The sequence below is a fragment of the Sphingorhabdus profundilacus genome, assembly GCF_009769755.1.
Taxonomy (GTDB): domain Bacteria; phylum Pseudomonadota; class Alphaproteobacteria; order Sphingomonadales; family Sphingomonadaceae; genus Sphingorhabdus_B; species Sphingorhabdus_B profundilacus.
Genome location: NZ_SDWJ01000001.1, coordinates 69,040 through 85,181, shown reverse-complemented (window position 1 = coordinate 85,181; position 16,142 = coordinate 69,040). Strand labels below are relative to the sequence as shown.

Below are 16,142 nucleotides of genomic sequence, written 5' to 3'. Positions count from 1 at the left end.
GACACCAGATTGGGAAAGCTGTCAAAATCATCAAATTGTTCGGCAGCCACACTTCTCTCCTCGGACTATTCGGGCCGGTCCGTTTCGAACCTAAACCTTTGACGCTGTTGCTAGCGCGGCCTGCGGTGCAGCGCAATCAGGCTTTCGTTCTAAACAGGGTCAATGTACGCTTGCCGTCGGTGCGGCGGGGGCAATTTTCGGTGCCGAGACCGTCACTTTGCCCTTATCATCCAATGTCGCCGACGTGCCTTCGCTACGCGGGTCGGACGCGCCGGTCCATCCATCTGCGCCCCATTGTGCCCCGTTCACCTTGGACCCCAGATCGGTTGCCCGCACCTTCTGTCCATAAGCCGACAGCGTATCGACCATCGGGGCCAGCGCGCTGCCTTCTTCCACTTGCAGTTCGCCTTGCCCGAAATAGATATTGGGCAGCGCAATGGCCTGATCCAGCGACAGGCCGAAATCGAGTATGCCGACAAGCGTTTTGGTGACATGCATGATGATCCGTTTGCCGCCCGCAGAACCAAGGGTAAGGACCGCCCGACCATCGCGGTCGAACACGATCGTGGGCGACATGGACGACAAAGGTCGCTTGCCGCCCGTCACGCGGTTGGCCACCGGCGCGCCGTCTTTTTCGGGCGCGAAGGTGAAATCGGTAAGCTCGTTATTCAGGAAGAATCCGCCCGCGACCAATTGGCTGCCGAAGACGCTTTCGATGGTCGACGTCATGTTGGCGATATTGCCCTTGGCATCGACGGCGGCGAAATGTGTGGTGCCCGCAACCTCGCTTGAAAGCGCCGCAGTGCGCGGCATCGCGCCGGGGGGCGTCCCTGCCGGATAGTCCGTGCGCGCCTTGTCCGGATCAATCAGCGCTGAGCGCGCCTTCAGATATTCAGGGTCGAGCAAGCCCTTCACCGGAACCTCGACAAAATCGCTGTCGCCCAGATATTTCTCGCGGTCGGCATAGGCGAGCTGCATCGCCTGCCCCAGCAGGAACCAGCTTTTGGGATTATCCTTGCCCAGCGCCGCCATGTCGAACCGCTGCAGGCTGCCCAAAATCTGGAGAACCGTGGTTGCGCCTGACGAAGGTGGGCCCATGCCGCAGACGACATAAACACGGTAAGGCGCGCACACGGCCGCCTGTTCCTTGACGCGGTATTTCTCGAGATCGGTCAGGGTCATGTCGCCTGCACTGACTTTGCTGGTGATGATGGCATCGACAATCTGCTTGGCCACCACGCCCTTGTAAAAGGCATCCGGTCCCTTTTTGGCGATCAGCTTCAACGTCGCGGCGAGCTTCGGATTGCGGATGGTCGCACCGGCTACGACAGGCTTTCCGTCCGCCCAGTAAATAGCGCGCGCATCGTCAAAATTGGGCCACAGGCGCTCGACCATCTTCAACCGCGATTCCAGCGTGGCGTTGACCACATATCCGTCTTGCGCGAGCCGGATGGCGGGCTTGAACAACGTCGCCCAGGGCAGCTTGCCCCATTTCCTGTGCGCCTCGGCCATCAGCGCGACATTGCCCGGTACGCCCACGGAACGGCCACCCTGAAATGCCTGCAAGAAAGGCATGGGTTTTCCGTCCGGCCCCACAAAGCGGTCCGGCGTCGCCGCAGCAGGCGCAGTCTCGCGGCCATTCAGCGTGCTCAATATGCCTTTGCTTGCATCCTGATACATCAGGAACCCGCCGCCACCGATCCCACTCGACTGCGGCTCTACCACCGTCAGCGCCAACATCATCGCCATGGCCGCATCCGCCGCCGTGCCACCCTGCTCCAGCATTTCCATGCCCGCCTCGGTCACCCGGGGGTCAGCGGAAGACGCAACGCCAACAGTGTTTGCAACAGCATTTTGGGGCACCAGCGCAAGTGCGAACAGCGCAATAAAAATTCTTTTCATAAGCCCCTGTCTAGCGGCGCTGCGCCGCCAAGGCAAAGCCCCTTTTCAGGAATCGACCCCAATCGCATCGGCAAGGCTCTGAAATCCGTCAGCTTTCAGCATTCGTGCCAGCCCCGTATTGATGCGCTTTGCAAGCCCCGGCCCTTCGTACACCAATGCGCTGTATATCTGCACCAGCGACGCGCCTGCACGGATGCGGGCATAGGCATCCTGTGCACTGGCAATGCCGCCGACACCGATCAGGGGTATCTGCCCGCCGCTGGCCTTGCGGAAATCAACCAGCCGCTGCTGCGCCAGATCGCGCAAGGGGGCGCCGGACAGGCCGCCTGACTCGTCCGCATGGCGGGATTTCAATGCCGGGCGGCCAATCGTTGTGTTGGATATAATCAAGGCCGCGACTCCACGGGCCATGGCAACTTCGACAATGTCGTCAATATCCGCGGGTTGCAGGTCCGGGGCGACTTTCAAAAACACAGATTTGCCCTGCACCCGCGCCGCCATCGCCTGTGCCAACAGGTCATCCAGCGCGCCCTTGTCCTGCAAAGCGCGCAGTCCCGGTGTGTTTGGCGAACTGATGTTGATGGTCAGATAATCGGCCAGCGATTCCATCTTGCGAACACCGGTAACATAATCCGCCACCCTGTCCGTGCTATCCTTGTTCGCACCGATATTGATGCCGATTGGTCCGGATTTCGCCCGCCCGGATATTTTCAACAACCGGGCAATCGCGGCATCTTGCCCTGCATTGTTGAAACCCATCCGGTTGATTACGGCCCGATCCTCGACCAATCGGAACAGACGCGGTTGCGGGTTGCCGGACTGTGGCAGCGGCGTCAAAGTGCCAACTTCGGCAAATCCGAATCCAAGCCGCAAAATTTCGAGCGGAACCTCGGCATTTTTATCATACCCCGCCGCAAGACCGACAGGATTTGCAAAATGCAGCGATGCGAAATCCTGACCCAGAACCGGGTCGGCATCATTTGCCATCGGTATTGGCGCAAATTTCAACGCGGCAAGCGACAGATTGTGGGCGTGCTCTGCATCGGCAAGGAACAGAATAGGTCGGGCAAGGGTGTAAAACATCGGCCCGCTATCTCTCACAAAATTACCCAACGCAATGGTGGTGTCACAATTATGCAAGAATTGCCCTTTTCCAATATGTTACCTACGGGCGCGATCAAGTTGGCCGAAAATGTCAAATGTAATCGACAGCTATGACGATTCCGTGCAAGAGCGACTCCTGTTTTCAGTGAATAGAGGGTGTGCGACCCGAAGGGCTCGACGCCGAATGGCGCCAAGTTCTTTTTCCTGTTAGGCCCGCTGGAAACAGCGGGCTTTTTTTTGGGGCGACATTAACCGCCTGATTTGGGATCATCACCAGCGACCTCTGCTTTGCTATTTCCCGCTGCTTTTCGGCGACGCAAATTGGTACGCAGCGCCGCACGCAATCGTTCCGCACGTTCCTTTTGCCGCTGGTCACTTTCTTTTGACATGATCGCCCGATGCCAAATAGGACCGCAACGCGCAAGCGGCTTGACATTAGGACCAACCCTTCGCATAGCGCCGCCAATTCGGTGCAAGCTGCTGTAGCTCAGTGGTAGAGCGCGTCATTGGTAATGACGAGGTCGGGAGTTCAATCCTCCCCAGCAGCACCACGAAGTCCTCAATATCTTGAGCGATTTCAGATGATTGCCTGCGGGCGATAATTCTTCCGCAATTTCGGTCACTTGGGTCTGTCTGTCTGTCTGACAACCTCGATTTATGGATTGTTGTCGTCATCCACTAACGCCTCCATACAAAACGATGGTCGTCGAGAAGTACCTCCCAATCGATCCGTGTGAACGCGTAAAGCGCGGCAATCACCACAAACTGGGTGATGAAAAAATAACCGCTAGCATAGAGCGTCGTTTCGATTGAATCGATCTCGAAACGCCTTCCTGCAGCTTGACCACTTAAAATGAAAAACGCATAGCTCACGCAACGTCCAAGAAAGAACGGCAATGCTACTCTAAGCAGCGGTAGACCGGTCAAACCATAGGCAATGAACAGGAAGTTCGATGGCAGCGGACTGAAAGCGTAAGATAGAAAAATACCGAATGTCAGCGTCTTCCGTTTTTCTAGACGCCGTTTGATTACATCAATATTGGCGCGCTGCGCCTTAGATAAAAGCTTCCTGCTGACAATCTTGTGCGACAAAAGTGCCAGTGTCAGCCGTCCCGATGTGGCGGCCCCGGCACCGACCAATGCCAAAGCCCAGGGGTTGGTTTCAGGGAATCGGAAACCCACAAACGCGAGCGCCATCCATGTCGGTGGAGCAAATACCGGAATAAGGTTGAGGGCAAAGATCAACGCGATCAACACAGCGAATGCGAGTAATTGTTCGGCCATATTTTATGCCTTCAGCCTCAAAAATCTTGCCTAGCATATACGCTGAACGAAAGGCAGCTAAACGAACTTATGCAACGAAAGCGGACTATAAGGACACGACAACGTAGCGGACGTTCGCACAGGTTGTGCCCCGACCATTGAGCGCAATCTAAATGAAAGCGATGGTTCTAGCTAATCCCTGAACAAGTAATACGCCTTGGCGTGATGCGGGGACACGACGAGTAAGTTCATTTCACGATAGCCGCCATAAGAATAGTAACCCTCTTTACCGCGAATTACCTCGAGAAACTTATCTATCTCACTGCGATCAATGGTGCTTGTGAAGCCTTGGCTGTCGTTGTCGCCAAAAAACTCTTCGACTATGGGCTGATCCGAAACGGCAACAACACGCGCGCGCCTAATCCAATTGTCGTCCTTGGGAATGGGTAACGGTTTCCAATCCGTGTATGACGTCCAATACGGCCCAAAGTACCCGCCCTCCTTTCTCGCTTCATTTTTCTCATCGGGATAATTTACAGCGGACTCCATTTTGCTGAGAAACCCAAGACCCGATTGGTTTATCTTGCGGCCAACATCTGCCTCTAGGTCATAGACTTTGAAGGCGTGATTTATTCCACCGGGCCCAAAGGCGTGCGAAACTGATATTTCGTAGGCGGGGTCAGACAACTGCAACTCATCTGGAAGTGTCTGTTGTTCTTTCGAACATGCTCCCAAGAGCAAAACCAGAAAGATCGAGATCCTTAAATGTCGAACAGCTTTAGGAGTCTCGCGCAGAGCCCAATGTCCAATCGGCATAGTATGCAAGTGTCCTCCAGGTCGAGGGCCAAAGATGATACGCCATACTCGTACGAGCGAAGTCAAGAGTTGGCCAGCCCAGAGCCCATCTCCATATGATAGGCTAGCAAATAGTATCAATTTCGCAAATGCAACAGTTCGGATTACGTCCGCTTTCCAAAACAAATTCGCCAAAGCGGACTACCAGGACACGACAACATTGCGGACGGTCAGGGTTTGGTAGATGTTATGCACATGCATATCCGCGCAACGCCCTTAGCCATCGCTTTCTACGTTGTTTTTGCACTGTGGTTTACAGCGATCCGTTATAGCTCTCCGAGCTTCTACGGTTGGTTGTTGGCACCCGTCATTGGTAAAATTTTGGTGTTCGGAACCATATCGCTATTTTTCACAGTCGTCATTCTTGCCGCGTGGCGAGGTGTCAGAGCAGCTGCATTTCCACGTGCGGATGCCGTTGTGGTCGGTGGTGCGATGGTATGTTTCGATCTTGTTTGGCGGTTTTATCTTGGCCAATTTGCTTGGGATGCATTCAAGCTGATCTCCATCGCATTGGACATGGCAACTCCGGCCATCGCAATACTGGGGATGTGCGTTGTGAGTAGCGAGCTGAAACGATCTGGTCAGGTGATTGCGGAGAATAAGATCTCTAACGGCTAATGTCTGCATTCCACAACATTCCTGCCGTCAGCGCTACAGGTTTACGTCCTCAAAAGCCGACGTTGGTTCAGACGGTTCCGGCCGGTCGTCCGTAAATCCCGCGCAGGTCACTTTTTGCAATCTTATTCGGCCAAAGAACTTTCAATAGGAAGACGCCAAGATCGGAACTCCGGACAGTTTGGATATGGTGTGGGTCCTTGGCAAAAGAAAAACCAAGATCACCCAAAACGGACGGAAATCCTCACCAGCCAGCCGTCCTTCCCTTGCGTTGGTAATGACGAGGTCAGGAGTTCAATCCTCCCCAGCAGCACCAGCCAGTCCTCAATATGTTGGGCGATTTCAGATAATTGCCTTCTGGCGATAATTTTCCCGCAATTTTGGTCACGTGTGGCGGCTGGTTTTCGTGATACGACGCCAGAGCGTTAATCGCAACTTTGGACCCGGATATGATCGTTCAACGCCGAAAAAAGCTAGGCCGTTAACTCATAAATATCGTCGTCGAGGTTTGAGGCCATTTTGCACAGGGCAAGGAAGGAAGTCGCAGGGATATAGATATATCTCAAGGCTTTCTGACGCAGCCCTGGGCAAAATGGGTCAAATCCTTCGGACGCCAAATTGGCTTCGATCTCGAACCAAAATACGCTTGCAGGCAGAGTGACTGCCTGACGGCGCGCATTTTGGCCCGATATCTTCGCCATTTTGACGCCTCGACGACGATATTTATGAGTTCACGGCCTAGTAATCACAGCTATGCGTTTGCCAGTTTACACTAAACTATAATTTACCCGTTTTCAAAGATGCATGGGACCGCATCACACACGCATCGCAACCCATACGATCAGCCACGCGGATGGTAACAGGAGTAACTGCGCCACCAACGTACCGGCAACGCGGCTCATGGACAGCCAGACAATCGTTCGTCGGTAATCTGCTTCCGAAACCCGGCCCTCCACAACATCATCTGTCATCACCGAAAGCTGCGGGTCAATCAGAACAAACAGCAATATCGTAGCGAACCCATTGACCACCGCCGAAAGCTGAGAGGCAGTGACCCGAAACTCCGGGTAAATATATCCAGCGTAAAGCGATGCAATGACACCGACGGTAAGTAGCGCTTGTGCAATGACGTTCATTGCAATCACATTCCAAGACACCGCACTGGGTTTGCCAAGTTGTTTGGCATGGCCAGATGAAGGCAATGCCATAGTTTCGGTGATCCGCCGCCAGTTTTTTGGTGCCAGTGCGTGAAGAAACAATTTGGGAACAGACCGGTGCACATGAAATTCACTGATGGCACCTGCAAACCACCGCTGCACCGTTGGAACCGCCAGAGCACCAAGAACCGTGGCAATTGTCGCGGAAAACAGAACTAACCTTAAATCCCACAGCAGCCGGTCACCGGTGCCATTCGCCAATGCGTTCTCGATACGCTTCGCTAGAAATGGCCCTAAAAAGCTATTTGACGTTCTCGATACCAAGACAAGGATGTTGAACAGGGCGAACGACAGGGCAATTTTATGCGTGCGAACGCCGGCGATCCGTGCAGCATATGCGAGCGTTCCGATCAGGTGAATGACCAAGGTCAAAAGGCAAATATTGACGAGCGCCCCGTCCATAACTTGATTCCTCACGTACGTTGTCTGAGCTCGGGGTGACTATCCGTCGTCACATAATTTAAGACATATGTCAGCATAAAATAGGAGAGTGTTTTAGGTTCATCATAGTGACTGTAAGGAATGAAGATGAACGCAAAACACTCAAAGCCATCCGCGCAAGCAATATGGTGCGGAGGAGAAGATCCGGATCGTGCTCGAAGGCCTTTCGCGAAAGACTATAGTCTCACCCTGTCGATGGCCCGCTAGATCGTTAATCTTGCTGCAAACAGCAGCTATAACAAAGCCGCCCGTGCAGCTTTGCGTAGCTCATCAAGTTCCAGCCGCCGCCTATAGTCCGGATCGACATGGCGTGCCTTGATCAACCCGTCCTGCCCAATGACAAAAACCGAAGGGATTGGCAGTATCCACCCTTCTGACCCCTGATATTGCGGGATGTCTATACCCGATCCTTCGATCAATGAGGCCATGGCGTCGTCAACCCAAATCGCAAGGTTAAGCGACAGCGCATAGCCATTGCCGAAGTCGGTCAGAAACGGAAATCCGGCTTTTGCCTCGGCTTTTATTGCTTTGGTATAGGTTTGTGTTTCGGCCGAAATCGCGACGATTTGCACCGGCTTTATGTCGGCTTCAACCTCGGCCAGCCCTATGGCATTCAACCGGCAATAAGGGCACCAATGCCCGCGATGAAAAGCGACAACAACCGGCGCTTTTTCTAGCAGTTGTTCAAGGCTGACAAGATGCCCCTGATCATCGGGAAGAACAAAGCCTGGCATGGCTTCGCCAACCTGCGGAGCCTCATCACCCGCTCCGGCCTGCTCAAGTCGGTCAACAAAGGCGTCGACGGCTGCGCCATAAGACGGGCTCAGCGCGCGCACCTTATCCGCAATATAGCCAAGCCGTTCGCTCAAGGGGGCGTTGCGGACGCTTATGTCTTGAAAAGCCTGTTCGAGTGAGGTCATCAACGGTTGGTTCATACCTAAAAACTTTCAATTGTCCGCAACGCTGTGCGTTCAGTTTGCGCTGTTCCTAACAGGAATACACACTATTATCCAAAAATTGAAATGCCCTACGGTTATGGCTGTCATGCACGAATGCAATTTCAAGCGAAAGCGATGCGGTGGCAAAAGCAGCGCGGGAGCAAATACTCTTCCCCGAAATTGAAGCCATTGAGGAACACAATATGAAAAAGATCGTGATCGCGCTGTGCGCTGCCATGCTGATCGCACCGGCTGCCCAAGCACAAATGTCCACACCAACCGCGCCAGCACAAGGCGTGCTGAGGGTGAAGAGCCTGCACGGTGTGGACGAAACCGTCGAACGCATCAAAGCCGATATCGCAGCGAAGGGCATCAAATTCTTCACCGAGATCGACCAGTCGCAACTGGGTGCAGGTGCAAATATCAATATCCGCCCATCGAAACTGATCCTGTTCGGTAATCCGCCGCTTGGCGTTCAATTCCTGTCGTCGAACCCCTATTCGGGCCTTGACTGGCCGGTGCGGATGTTGATCCTGCAGGAAGCGGATGGTAGCGTCAGCGTTGCGTGGACCGATTTTGGCTATATCGCCAAACGCTACAGCATCACGGACCGTGAAGCGCAATTCAAGATGGCCAGCGAAGTCGCTGCTTCCATCGCGTCAAGCACCACCAAATGACCGTTGCAATTGCCAGTTTAGCATTTCTGCTGGCAGCTATTTGCGCCGCACTGATGGGTTTCGCCATCCAGCGCGGCGCGACGTGCACCGTCGCGGCTGTCGGCGAGGTTGTCCATAACGGCAAGACAACAAAAATCGTCGCTTTGGCAGAAACCGCACTCTGGGTCGCAGGAGGGCTGTTAACCGCCCGCGCACTTGGCTTTTTGCCCAACCTACCCGGTGGCTTTGCCTTCAGCCATTGGACGGCAGTCGGCGCGGTGCTGCTGGGTCTTGGCGCCTATGTAAATCAGGCCTGCGTTTTTGGCGCGATTGCCAGGCTCGGGTCGGGCCAATGGGCGTATGCGCTGACCCCGCTGGGCTTCTTCATCGGCGTGTTGACCGCACCCTTGCTGTTCAGCCAGATGATGCCGGCGCCGATCGATACGCTGTCGATGCGTTCCGCATTGCCCTATTGGCTTGCCCCGGTGTTTGCGGCTTACGCGCTCTGGCGTATCGTCAGCATCGCCCGAACCCCGCATCCGGAAGCTCTCGGATGGCGGCGCATTTGGGCTCCGCACGAAGCGACCATCGTGATTGGCATCGCATTTGTCATCATGCTCGTTACAGTCGGCGCATGGAGCTACGTGGATTTGCTGATCCACTTTGCCAAAGGAATGTCGGACAACCTGTTTTGGCAGGGCCTGCTGTTTCTCGCATTGCTCTTCGGTGCGGTCGCAGGTGGATGGGTTGGCGGCAGTCTCAAATGGCACCGACAAAATATTGTCACGCTTGCCAGGTGCATCACTGGCGGAATGTTGATGGGTTGGGGCAGTTTGCTTGTCCCTGGAAGCAATGACGGGCTGATCCTGGTTGGTATGCCGCTGCTCTGGCCTTATGCCTGGGTTTCGATCTTTATCATGTGTGCGGTGATCTGGGTCGCGTTCAAGATCGAACAGAAATTTGCGTAAGGGTAGGATTTGACTAAGCGCCCGTTCGGCCGGACCAAAGCCTTCGCGACACTCGCGTTCGCCTTGCTGCGGATACCATTCTGGATGGCAGCCCCACAAAATCAGCGCCGCCGTCACGAACAAACGTTCTTTGCTACCATATCGGAAGGCTTCGGCATCCGCATTTCGCTACAGGGGGCGCCGTCCACAACGCCGGGGACGCTGTTCATTATGAACCATATCAGCTGGGCCGATATCCCGGTGACAATGTCGATTCTGGACGCCGATTTCGTCGCCAAGTCCGAAATGCAGAGCTGGCCGGTTATCGGAGCATTGGCGCGTCGGTTTGCCCCTGTCTTTGTCGCCCGGGACGAGCGGCACCGCAGCCATGCACAGGCCGATGCGATCCGCGCCCGGTTGAATTCGGGGCGCTCGGTAATATTGTGTCCCGAAGGAACGACTTCGGACGGCGCGAGCATATTGGCGTTCCGCACCAGCCTGTTGTCGGCGGCCGATGCTGCAACGGTTATCCAGCCGGTTATCTTAAGCTATTTGATGCCAAATGGCGCGGCGCTGTCGCTTGACCGTCGGCGCGAGGTCGCGTGGATTGACGATGATGACCTGCTTTCTGGGGCGGCGCGCCTCGCCAAATCGACAACATTGGCGCGCGTCGATTTCCTGCCACCGGTGAAAGCTATGGATGATCGCAAAGCTCTGGCGGAAAAAATTCGGCAGCACATGCTCGCAGCTTATGCCGCTGCACCAAACCGCCCGAAATAGCGATCTGAAATCTCGGCAACGGGCATGACAATGAATATATCCACTGTGTTGAACTGATGGTCTATGACTGCACCATCACCGACTTGTGCACCGACGCGGAGATAGGCCTTTATCAACGGAGGTAGTTTACGCATGGCCTGGCGTGGATCGTAGCTCCCAAGCGGCAACCGCGCCATATCAATATATCTCTCGTCAAGCGCCCGAGCTCGCAAAGGAGGCGGCGCGAGGTGATTATGCCAGAGATAAGAAAGCGTGTCAGCGTGCGCTTCGGGATCGATGCCGTGAAAGCTCGCGCACCCGAACATTGTCGAAATCTGATGTTGGCGGAGATAGGAGGCGATACCGCGCCATAATAATTGGATGGTCCCGGCGTCGCGATATTCGGCGGCGACGCATGACCGACCGAGTTCAAGCTGTTCGCCTGAACTGCGAGAAAGCGGGGTGAGGTCATATTCACCTGCGCTGTAAAAACCCTCGCGCGAGTCGGCCACACTTTGCCGAAGCAAGCGGTAGGTGCCGATAACTTTGGGTGTTCCCGACGCGCTATCCTCGACCAGCAGGTGATCGCAGACCGGGTCGTAAGGGTCGCGGTCTAGCGGAGTGTCTTCCAGTGGCGTTGCACCTCTTTCCCGATAGAATACGTCCCACCTCAACCGCTGCGCGGCCTCGATATCGGCGGCGGATGATCCCAACCGGACCGATAGCATGCGTGATTTGGGAATTATGGACGCGATGCTCTGCATGGCAGCACCTTTCTGAACTATCCGGAACCGTCGCACGGATTTTGCGTAATCGTCGTGACAAAAATGGTCTGGCACCCCGCACGGATTATGCAGGGTGCCAGTTGCGTCTGGTATTGGGGGGAGGAATCCAGACGTTGTTACTGCATTGCGTTACGCATCGCCATCGCGTCGTTGTGCACATCCGATGAGTAAAGCACCGCAACAGTTTTACCGGTATTCTTCCACCAATGCGTCACGCCGTTCGATTCGGTCGAAACCTCGCCAGCACGGTGGACGATTGGAACAAGGCACTTGGAACTATATTCGGTGACTGTGCCGCTTGCCGTCAAAATCAAGGCTGGACGGTCGCCGTGGCTGTGCATTGGTACAACGCCGCCAGGCTGAAGCACGAGTTTGCGGAGACGCAAAGAGCGGCCGGCAACATTGATTTCGGGTCCAAGATCGACGGTGCCGAGCACATTGTCGGTCACCTTGGAGGGTATCGTTGCCGCACCGGCGAGAGCATTTGTGCCTTCTTGCCCTGCTGGGCACGTCCCTGCAAAAGCGGGTGCAGCTGAGCCTGCGACTGCAAGTGCGGCAATAAGAGCCAGTGTCGTTTTCATAAATCATTCCTTCTTTTTTGAAACAGGTTGACCACCGAAGCCGGTTTCACAGATATTTTATCCACGAGCACCGTTGGCGTGACGTTCAATTAAGCCAATGCCGATGCGGCAACCATTCGATTGTCGGCATGAATTCGATGCACAAACGGCATTTCTATTCATTGCCACTCCGCCGCATATTCTTCTTCATCAAACGCAGGAGAATGGACATGACTTCGATGACCGCAATAACAGCGCCGCTTATGGGAAGAGTGGCAATCATCACTGGTTCGACCAGCGGCATCGGCCTCGGCATCGCTCGCGCGCTTGCCGAGGCGGGTGCCGATATTGTCCTGAACGGCTTGGGCGACCTCGGTCAAATCGAAACCACGCGCAGCGAACTTGCCGCCGCCACTGGAGTGCAGGTGAACTATAATGGTGCCAATCTTCTCGATGGGGCGGATGCAGCAGCACTGGTTACCGACACCATCAACGAATTCGGAAAAATCGACATTCTCGTCAACAACGCCGGTATCCAGCATGTCAGCCCGGTTGAGGATTTCCCAGTCGACAAATGGAACGCGATCCAGGCACTCAACCTGTCGGCCAGCTTTCACGCCACGCGCGCCGCGTTTGGCGCGATGAAGTCAGCCGGATGGGGCAGGATAATTAATCTGGCCTCGGTCCACGGCCTGATCGCCTCGCCATACAAGAGCGCCTATGTTGCCGCCAAACATGGCGTTTTGGGTCTGACCAAGACCGTCGGTCTGGAAGGCGCACAGTTCGGGGTCACCTGCAACGCGATTTGCCCGGGCTATGTCTGGACACCTTTGGTCGAAGGTCAGATCGAGGATACTGCCAAGGCGCGCGGGATCAGCCGCGACGATGTCATCAACAATGTCCTGCTAGCGGCCCAGCCGACCAAACGCTTTGTCACGGTCGAAGAATTGGGTGCGGTGTCCGTGTTCCTTTGCAGCGAAAGCGCGCGATCGATTACGGGGGTTGCATTACCCGTCGATGGCGGATGGACCAGCCAGTGACTTCGTTGCAGCGACCCCATGTCGTAATCGTTGGCGCAGGCTTTGGCGGTTTGGCGACTGCCCAAGGCTTGGGCAACGCCGACGTCGATGTGACGTTGATCGACAAACGGAACCACCATCTCTTTCAGCCATTGCTCTATCAGGTCGCAACGGCGGGGCTGTCGCCAGCAGATATCGCCGCGCCTATCCGCGGCATCCTGAAACGAAATGCCAATACCCGCGTTGTGCTTGATCGCGTATATGGCGTAGATACAGAACATAAGCGCATCATATTGGGTGATGGTGAGCCGATGTCTTATGACTGGCTGGTGCTTGCTACAGGGGCACGCCACAGTTATTTCGGACGCGACGACTGGGCGCCCTTTGCCCCGGGAATCAAGACAATCGAAGACGCTACCGCCGTCCGCCGAAAGGTGCTGATGGCTATGGAACGTGCCGAGACCGAAGCTGATCCCGACAAGCGCCAGGCCTTGCTGACATTTGTGATAATCGGCGGCGGTCCGACCGGCGTCGAAATGGCGGGTGCAATCGCCGAACTCGCCCGCCAGTCGGTGTCGAAGGATTTCCGCAGCATCACGCCGCGCTGCGCCAAAGTCATTCTTGTCGAGGGCGGCGACCGCTTGCTTGCAAGCTTTCCAGAGGCGCTATCGGCGAAAGCAAAAACAGCCATCGAGCAGTTGGGCGTCGATGTCTGGCTTGGTCAGCAGGTCGTGTCGGTTGACAAAATGGGCGTGATGGTAGGCGAAAAATTCATTGCCGCATCGACAGCGATTTGGGCGGCCGGCGTCCAGGCCTCTCGCGCTGCTGAATGGTTGGGCATCACCCCTGATCGTGCCGGCCGGGTACCTGTAGGTTGCGACTTGCGGGCACCGAACGAGAGCGCTGTATTCGTTATCGGCGATACCGCAGCGTGCTCGGGTGCCAACGGAAAGCCGCTTCCCGGTGTCGCGCCAGTCGCAAAACAGCAAGGCATGCATGTCGCGAACAGCATAATTGCGGCAATCAAAGGCCGAAGCATCGAGCCGTTTCAATACCGCAACTACGGTAATCTGGCGACCATCGGGCGAAACCGCGCCGTTGCCGATTTCGGGCGCATTCAGGTCTCGGGCCATCTCGCGTGGTTGCTCTGGTGCGTCGCACATATCTGGTTTCTTTCGGGATATCGTAACCGTTTCGTCGTTGGCGCGAACTGGCTTTGGAACTACCTCACATACACACGCGGTGCCCGTCTCATCACCGGCGAAGTTTCGCCCGATTTACCAGCAACGCTCGTGCCACGACCCGCGTTGCGCCCCCTCAACATTTGAACATCAAAGGAAAATGACGATGACCCAGAACCTCAAAAAGGAAATCTCCGCCTTCGGCCAGACCGTACTGGTGTTCCAAGGCGGAGGCGCGCTAGGAGCTTATCAGGCCGGCGTCTACCAAGCGCTTCAGGAAGCCGGTATCGAACCTGACTGGGTGATTGGAACCTCCATCGGCGCTATCAACGCAGCGCTGATTGCCGGCAATGCACCTGGCGACCGGCTCGACAAGCTTCGCGAATTCTGGCGGCGGGTCGAACATGGCCAGTTTTTTGACGGCCCGATGGCGAATATGTTTGCCCCGTTGCGAACGATGAACGCAGTAATGTCGGGTATTCCCGGTTTTTTCAAACCCAATCCGCTTGCGTTCATGGGCCAGAGAATACCGCTAGGCGCCGAACATGCTGGCTATTACTCGGTTGACCCACTGCGTGATAACTTGACTGAACTTGTCGATTTCGATTTGGTCAATTCAGGTCCGACACGGCTGACCGTCGGTGCGGCGAATGTCCAGACCAGCGAAATGCACTATTTCGACTCGCGCGATATGCCGCTTGATTTGCGCCATGTCATGGCTTCGGGAGCACTCCCGCCCGCCTTCCCCGCCGTCCGCATTGACGGGGAGCTCTATTGGGACGGCGGCATCGTGTCCAACACGCCGGTCGAAGCGGTGTTTGACGACAACCCCAGAAGCAACGCCATCGTCTTTGCTGTGCACCTGTGGAACCCGCACGGCGCTGAGCCGCAGTCGATCTGGGACGTCACCAACCGGCAAAAGGATGTCCAATATTCGAGCCGGGGCAATACGCATATCAAACGCCAGCGGCAGCTGCACAAATTGCGCCACATCATCCAGCAACTTGCCCAGCTTGTCCCGCCCGATGCCGTATCGAACGAAGATCTGAAGACGATGCGAAGCTATGGCTGTTCGACGACAATGCACGTCGTCCGCCTGCTCGCGCCGCAACTCGACAATGAAGACCATACCAAAGACGTGGATTTCAGCCCCGGCGGCATTCGCAATCGCTGGGAGGCCGGCTACGCGCACACCAGCGAGATGCTCGCAAAGGCACCTTGGCGGGCAGAAGCCGATCCGTTGGAAGGGTTCGTCCTGCACGAAGCAATGGCAGGCAAAATAGTAGAAACCCCGCCCGCCTATTGAACGGGGGCAATACCCGAAACAAATAATGGAAAGGATAGACTGATGAGTAATATGACCAAGAAGAATGCAGAATCGGTAACGCCAGGCCCGGCAGCTCTGATGACGGCGCAGGCTGAACAGGCGATTACGATGGCAAAAGCCAGCTTTGAACAGATCGCCACGAAATCCCGCGAAGCGATGGAGCAGAGCATGAAGACCGTGGGCGTGGTCACGGAGATGACCCGCGGCAATGTCGATGCACTGCTCGAATCCTCGCGAGCCGCTGCTGGTGGCATGCAGGTTATAGCGCAGGAAGTTGCCGATTACGGAAAACAGACGTTCGAACGAACGACGACTGCTGGCCGGACCATGGCGCTTGCCAGAACTGCACCGGAACTGATCCAGCTTCAAAGTGAATTTGCACGCACCGAGTTTACCACGGCCATCGCGGAATATTCGAAGCTTTCCCAGACGATGTTTCAGACACTGACCGCAATGTTCGAGCCGCTGCAGAAACAGGCGATTACAGCCGCTCAGATCAAGGATCTGATGAAAGAATAACGATAATTCAAGCGCCACTGACCGCAATGCTTCGATTAAAGCAAACGCTGTGGT

General features: G+C 55.5%; 18 protein-coding genes and 1 tRNA gene. 9 read left to right on the top strand and 10 right to left on the bottom strand.

Annotation, left to right across the window (positions count from 1 at the left end; genetic code table 11):
* Positions 1–159: 159 nt before the first annotated feature.
* From ggt to EUU23_RS13955, 3 genes are all read right to left on the bottom strand, one after another.
* Positions 160–1,902 carry a gamma-glutamyltransferase gene (gene ggt / locus EUU23_RS00435; protein WP_160352184.1) on the bottom strand — a complete coding sequence of 581 codons (1,743 nt, stop codon included), beginning with the start codon at positions 1,900–1,902 and terminating at the stop codon, positions 160–162.
* 45 nt (positions 1,903–1,947) lie between these two features.
* A complete protein-coding gene (locus EUU23_RS00430) occupies positions 1,948–2,985 on the bottom strand; it encodes a quinone-dependent dihydroorotate dehydrogenase (protein ID WP_160352183.1) in 1,038 nt (345 codons plus the stop codon).
* A gap of 269 nt (positions 2,986–3,254) precedes the next feature.
* A complete protein-coding gene (locus tag EUU23_RS13955; RefSeq protein ID WP_179956495.1) occupies positions 3,255–3,395 on the bottom strand; it encodes a hypothetical protein in 141 nt (46 codons plus the stop codon).
* Positions 3,396–3,482: 87 nt separating this feature from the next.
* Between EUU23_RS13955 and EUU23_RS00425 the strand changes: the two genes are divergently transcribed.
* Positions 3,483–3,557: transfer RNA gene (locus tag EUU23_RS00425), tRNA-Thr, on the top strand.
* Between the two features lie 127 nt (positions 3,558–3,684).
* Here EUU23_RS00425 and EUU23_RS00420 read toward each other — a convergent pair.
* Together EUU23_RS00420 and EUU23_RS00415 are read right to left on the bottom strand one after the other, a co-directional pair.
* Entirely contained in the window at positions 3,685–4,290 is a 606-nt protein-coding gene (locus EUU23_RS00420) for a hypothetical protein (protein ID WP_160352182.1), read from the bottom strand.
* Positions 4,291–4,461: 171 nt separating this feature from the next.
* Complete coding sequence (locus tag EUU23_RS00415; RefSeq protein ID WP_160352181.1) at positions 4,462–5,085, bottom strand: hypothetical protein; 624 nt, start codon at positions 5,083–5,085, stop codon at positions 4,462–4,464.
* A 234-nt stretch (positions 5,086–5,319) separates the two neighbouring features.
* On the opposite strand from EUU23_RS00415, the gene EUU23_RS00410 reads away from it, so the two are divergent.
* Positions 5,320–5,742, top strand: a complete 423-nt coding sequence (locus EUU23_RS00410) for a hypothetical protein (protein WP_160352180.1) — start codon at positions 5,320–5,322, stop codon at positions 5,740–5,742.
* Positions 5,743–6,212: 470 nt separating this feature from the next.
* Here the strand turns inward: EUU23_RS00410 and EUU23_RS00405 are convergent, their stop codons facing one another.
* The 3 genes from EUU23_RS00405 to EUU23_RS00395 all read right to left on the bottom strand — a co-directional run bounded on the left by EUU23_RS00405 (position 6,213) and on the right by EUU23_RS00395 (position 8,317).
* Positions 6,213–6,440 (bottom strand): hypothetical protein, encoded by a 228-nt coding sequence (locus EUU23_RS00405; protein ID WP_160352179.1) that lies wholly within the window; start codon positions 6,438–6,440, stop codon positions 6,213–6,215.
* 114 nt (positions 6,441–6,554) lie between these two features.
* Positions 6,555–7,358, bottom strand: coding sequence for a lipid II flippase Amj family protein (locus tag EUU23_RS00400; protein WP_160352178.1), 804 nt, complete (start codon positions 7,356–7,358; stop codon positions 6,555–6,557).
* Between the two features lie 272 nt (positions 7,359–7,630).
* Entirely contained in the window at positions 7,631–8,317 is a 687-nt protein-coding gene (locus tag EUU23_RS00395; RefSeq protein WP_218939473.1) for a peroxiredoxin-like family protein, read from the bottom strand.
* A gap of 221 nt (positions 8,318–8,538) precedes the next feature.
* Between EUU23_RS00395 and EUU23_RS00390 the strand changes: the two genes are divergently transcribed.
* Genes EUU23_RS00390 through EUU23_RS00380 form a run of 3 tightly spaced genes read left to right on the top strand, consistent with a single transcriptional unit; the run spans position 8,539 to position 10,718 of the window.
* Positions 8,539–9,012, top strand: a complete 474-nt coding sequence (locus tag EUU23_RS00390; protein ID WP_160352176.1) for a DUF302 domain-containing protein — start codon at positions 8,539–8,541, stop codon at positions 9,010–9,012.
* Positions 9,009–9,959, top strand: a complete 951-nt coding sequence (locus tag EUU23_RS00385) for a YeeE/YedE thiosulfate transporter family protein (protein WP_160352175.1) — start codon at positions 9,009–9,011, stop codon at positions 9,957–9,959. The genes EUU23_RS00390 and EUU23_RS00385 overlap by 4 nt, the downstream gene beginning before the upstream one ends.
* A 9-nt stretch (positions 9,960–9,968) precedes the next feature.
* Positions 9,969–10,718 (top strand): lysophospholipid acyltransferase family protein, encoded by a 750-nt coding sequence (locus EUU23_RS00380; RefSeq protein WP_160352174.1) that lies wholly within the window; start codon positions 9,969–9,971, stop codon positions 10,716–10,718.
* Here EUU23_RS00380 and EUU23_RS00375 read toward each other — a convergent pair.
* Positions 10,688–11,461, bottom strand: a complete 774-nt coding sequence (locus EUU23_RS00375; RefSeq protein ID WP_160352173.1) for a GNAT family N-acetyltransferase — start codon at positions 11,459–11,461, stop codon at positions 10,688–10,690. The genes EUU23_RS00380 and EUU23_RS00375 overlap by 31 nt on opposite strands.
* A 137-nt stretch (positions 11,462–11,598) precedes the next feature.
* Positions 11,599–12,063, bottom strand: a complete 465-nt coding sequence (locus tag EUU23_RS00370; protein WP_160352172.1) for a cupin domain-containing protein — start codon at positions 12,061–12,063, stop codon at positions 11,599–11,601.
* Positions 12,064–12,272: 209 nt separating this feature from the next.
* Here EUU23_RS00370 and EUU23_RS00365 point away from each other — a divergent pair, with 209 nt between their 5' ends.
* The 4 genes from EUU23_RS00365 to EUU23_RS00350 are packed head-to-tail and all read left to right on the top strand — an operon-like array spanning position 12,273 to position 16,088.
* Complete coding sequence (locus tag EUU23_RS00365) at positions 12,273–13,082, top strand: 3-hydroxybutyrate dehydrogenase (RefSeq protein ID WP_281346865.1); 810 nt, start codon at positions 12,273–12,275, stop codon at positions 13,080–13,082.
* Positions 13,067–14,389, top strand: a complete 1,323-nt coding sequence (locus EUU23_RS00360; RefSeq protein WP_160352170.1) for an NAD(P)/FAD-dependent oxidoreductase — start codon at positions 13,067–13,069, stop codon at positions 14,387–14,389. The genes EUU23_RS00365 and EUU23_RS00360 overlap by 16 nt, the downstream gene beginning before the upstream one ends.
* A gap of 19 nt (positions 14,390–14,408) precedes the next feature.
* Positions 14,409–15,548 (top strand): patatin-like phospholipase family protein, encoded by a 1,140-nt coding sequence (locus tag EUU23_RS00355; protein ID WP_160352169.1) that lies wholly within the window; start codon positions 14,409–14,411, stop codon positions 15,546–15,548.
* Positions 15,549–15,590: 42 nt separating this feature from the next.
* The gene (locus tag EUU23_RS00350) at positions 15,591–16,088 is read left to right on the top strand and encodes a phasin family protein (protein ID WP_160352168.1); all 498 of its coding nucleotides are present in this window, start codon (positions 15,591–15,593) and stop codon (positions 16,086–16,088) included.
* Positions 16,089–16,142 lie beyond the last annotated feature (54 nt).

Coding starts and splice junctions, on each gene's coding strand:
- ggt (WP_160352184.1), bottom strand. CDS start 1,902: ATGAAAAGAATTTTTATTGCGCTGTTCGCACTTGCGCTGGTGCCCCAA.
- EUU23_RS00430 (WP_160352183.1), bottom strand. CDS start 2,985: ATGTTTTACACCCTTGCCCGACCTATTCTGTTCCTTGCCGATGCAGAG.
- EUU23_RS13955 (WP_179956495.1), bottom strand. CDS start 3,395: ATGTCAAAAGAAAGTGACCAGCGGCAAAAGGAACGTGCGGAACGATTG.
- EUU23_RS00420 (WP_160352182.1), bottom strand. CDS start 4,290: ATGGCCGAACAATTACTCGCATTCGCTGTGTTGATCGCGTTGATCTTT.
- EUU23_RS00415 (WP_160352181.1), bottom strand. CDS start 5,085: ATGCCGATTGGACATTGGGCTCTGCGCGAGACTCCTAAAGCTGTTCGA.
- EUU23_RS00410 (WP_160352180.1), top strand. CDS start 5,320: ATGCATATCCGCGCAACGCCCTTAGCCATCGCTTTCTACGTTGTTTTT.
- EUU23_RS00405 (WP_160352179.1), bottom strand. CDS start 6,440: ATGGCGAAGATATCGGGCCAAAATGCGCGCCGTCAGGCAGTCACTCTG.
- EUU23_RS00400 (WP_160352178.1), bottom strand. CDS start 7,358: ATGGACGGGGCGCTCGTCAATATTTGCCTTTTGACCTTGGTCATTCAC.
- EUU23_RS00395 (WP_218939473.1), bottom strand. CDS start 8,317: ATGACCTCACTCGAACAGGCTTTTCAAGACATAAGCGTCCGCAACGCC.
- EUU23_RS00390 (WP_160352176.1), top strand. CDS start 8,539: ATGAAAAAGATCGTGATCGCGCTGTGCGCTGCCATGCTGATCGCACCG.
- EUU23_RS00385 (WP_160352175.1), top strand. CDS start 9,009: ATGACCGTTGCAATTGCCAGTTTAGCATTTCTGCTGGCAGCTATTTGC.
- EUU23_RS00375 (WP_160352173.1), bottom strand. CDS start 11,461: ATGCAGAGCATCGCGTCCATAATTCCCAAATCACGCATGCTATCGGTC.
- EUU23_RS00370 (WP_160352172.1), bottom strand. CDS start 12,063: ATGAAAACGACACTGGCTCTTATTGCCGCACTTGCAGTCGCAGGCTCA.
- EUU23_RS00365 (WP_281346865.1), top strand. CDS start 12,273: ATGACTTCGATGACCGCAATAACAGCGCCGCTTATGGGAAGAGTGGCA.
- EUU23_RS00360 (WP_160352170.1), top strand. CDS start 13,067: ATGGACCAGCCAGTGACTTCGTTGCAGCGACCCCATGTCGTAATCGTT.
- EUU23_RS00355 (WP_160352169.1), top strand. CDS start 14,409: ATGACCCAGAACCTCAAAAAGGAAATCTCCGCCTTCGGCCAGACCGTA.
- EUU23_RS00350 (WP_160352168.1), top strand. CDS start 15,591: ATGAGTAATATGACCAAGAAGAATGCAGAATCGGTAACGCCAGGCCCG.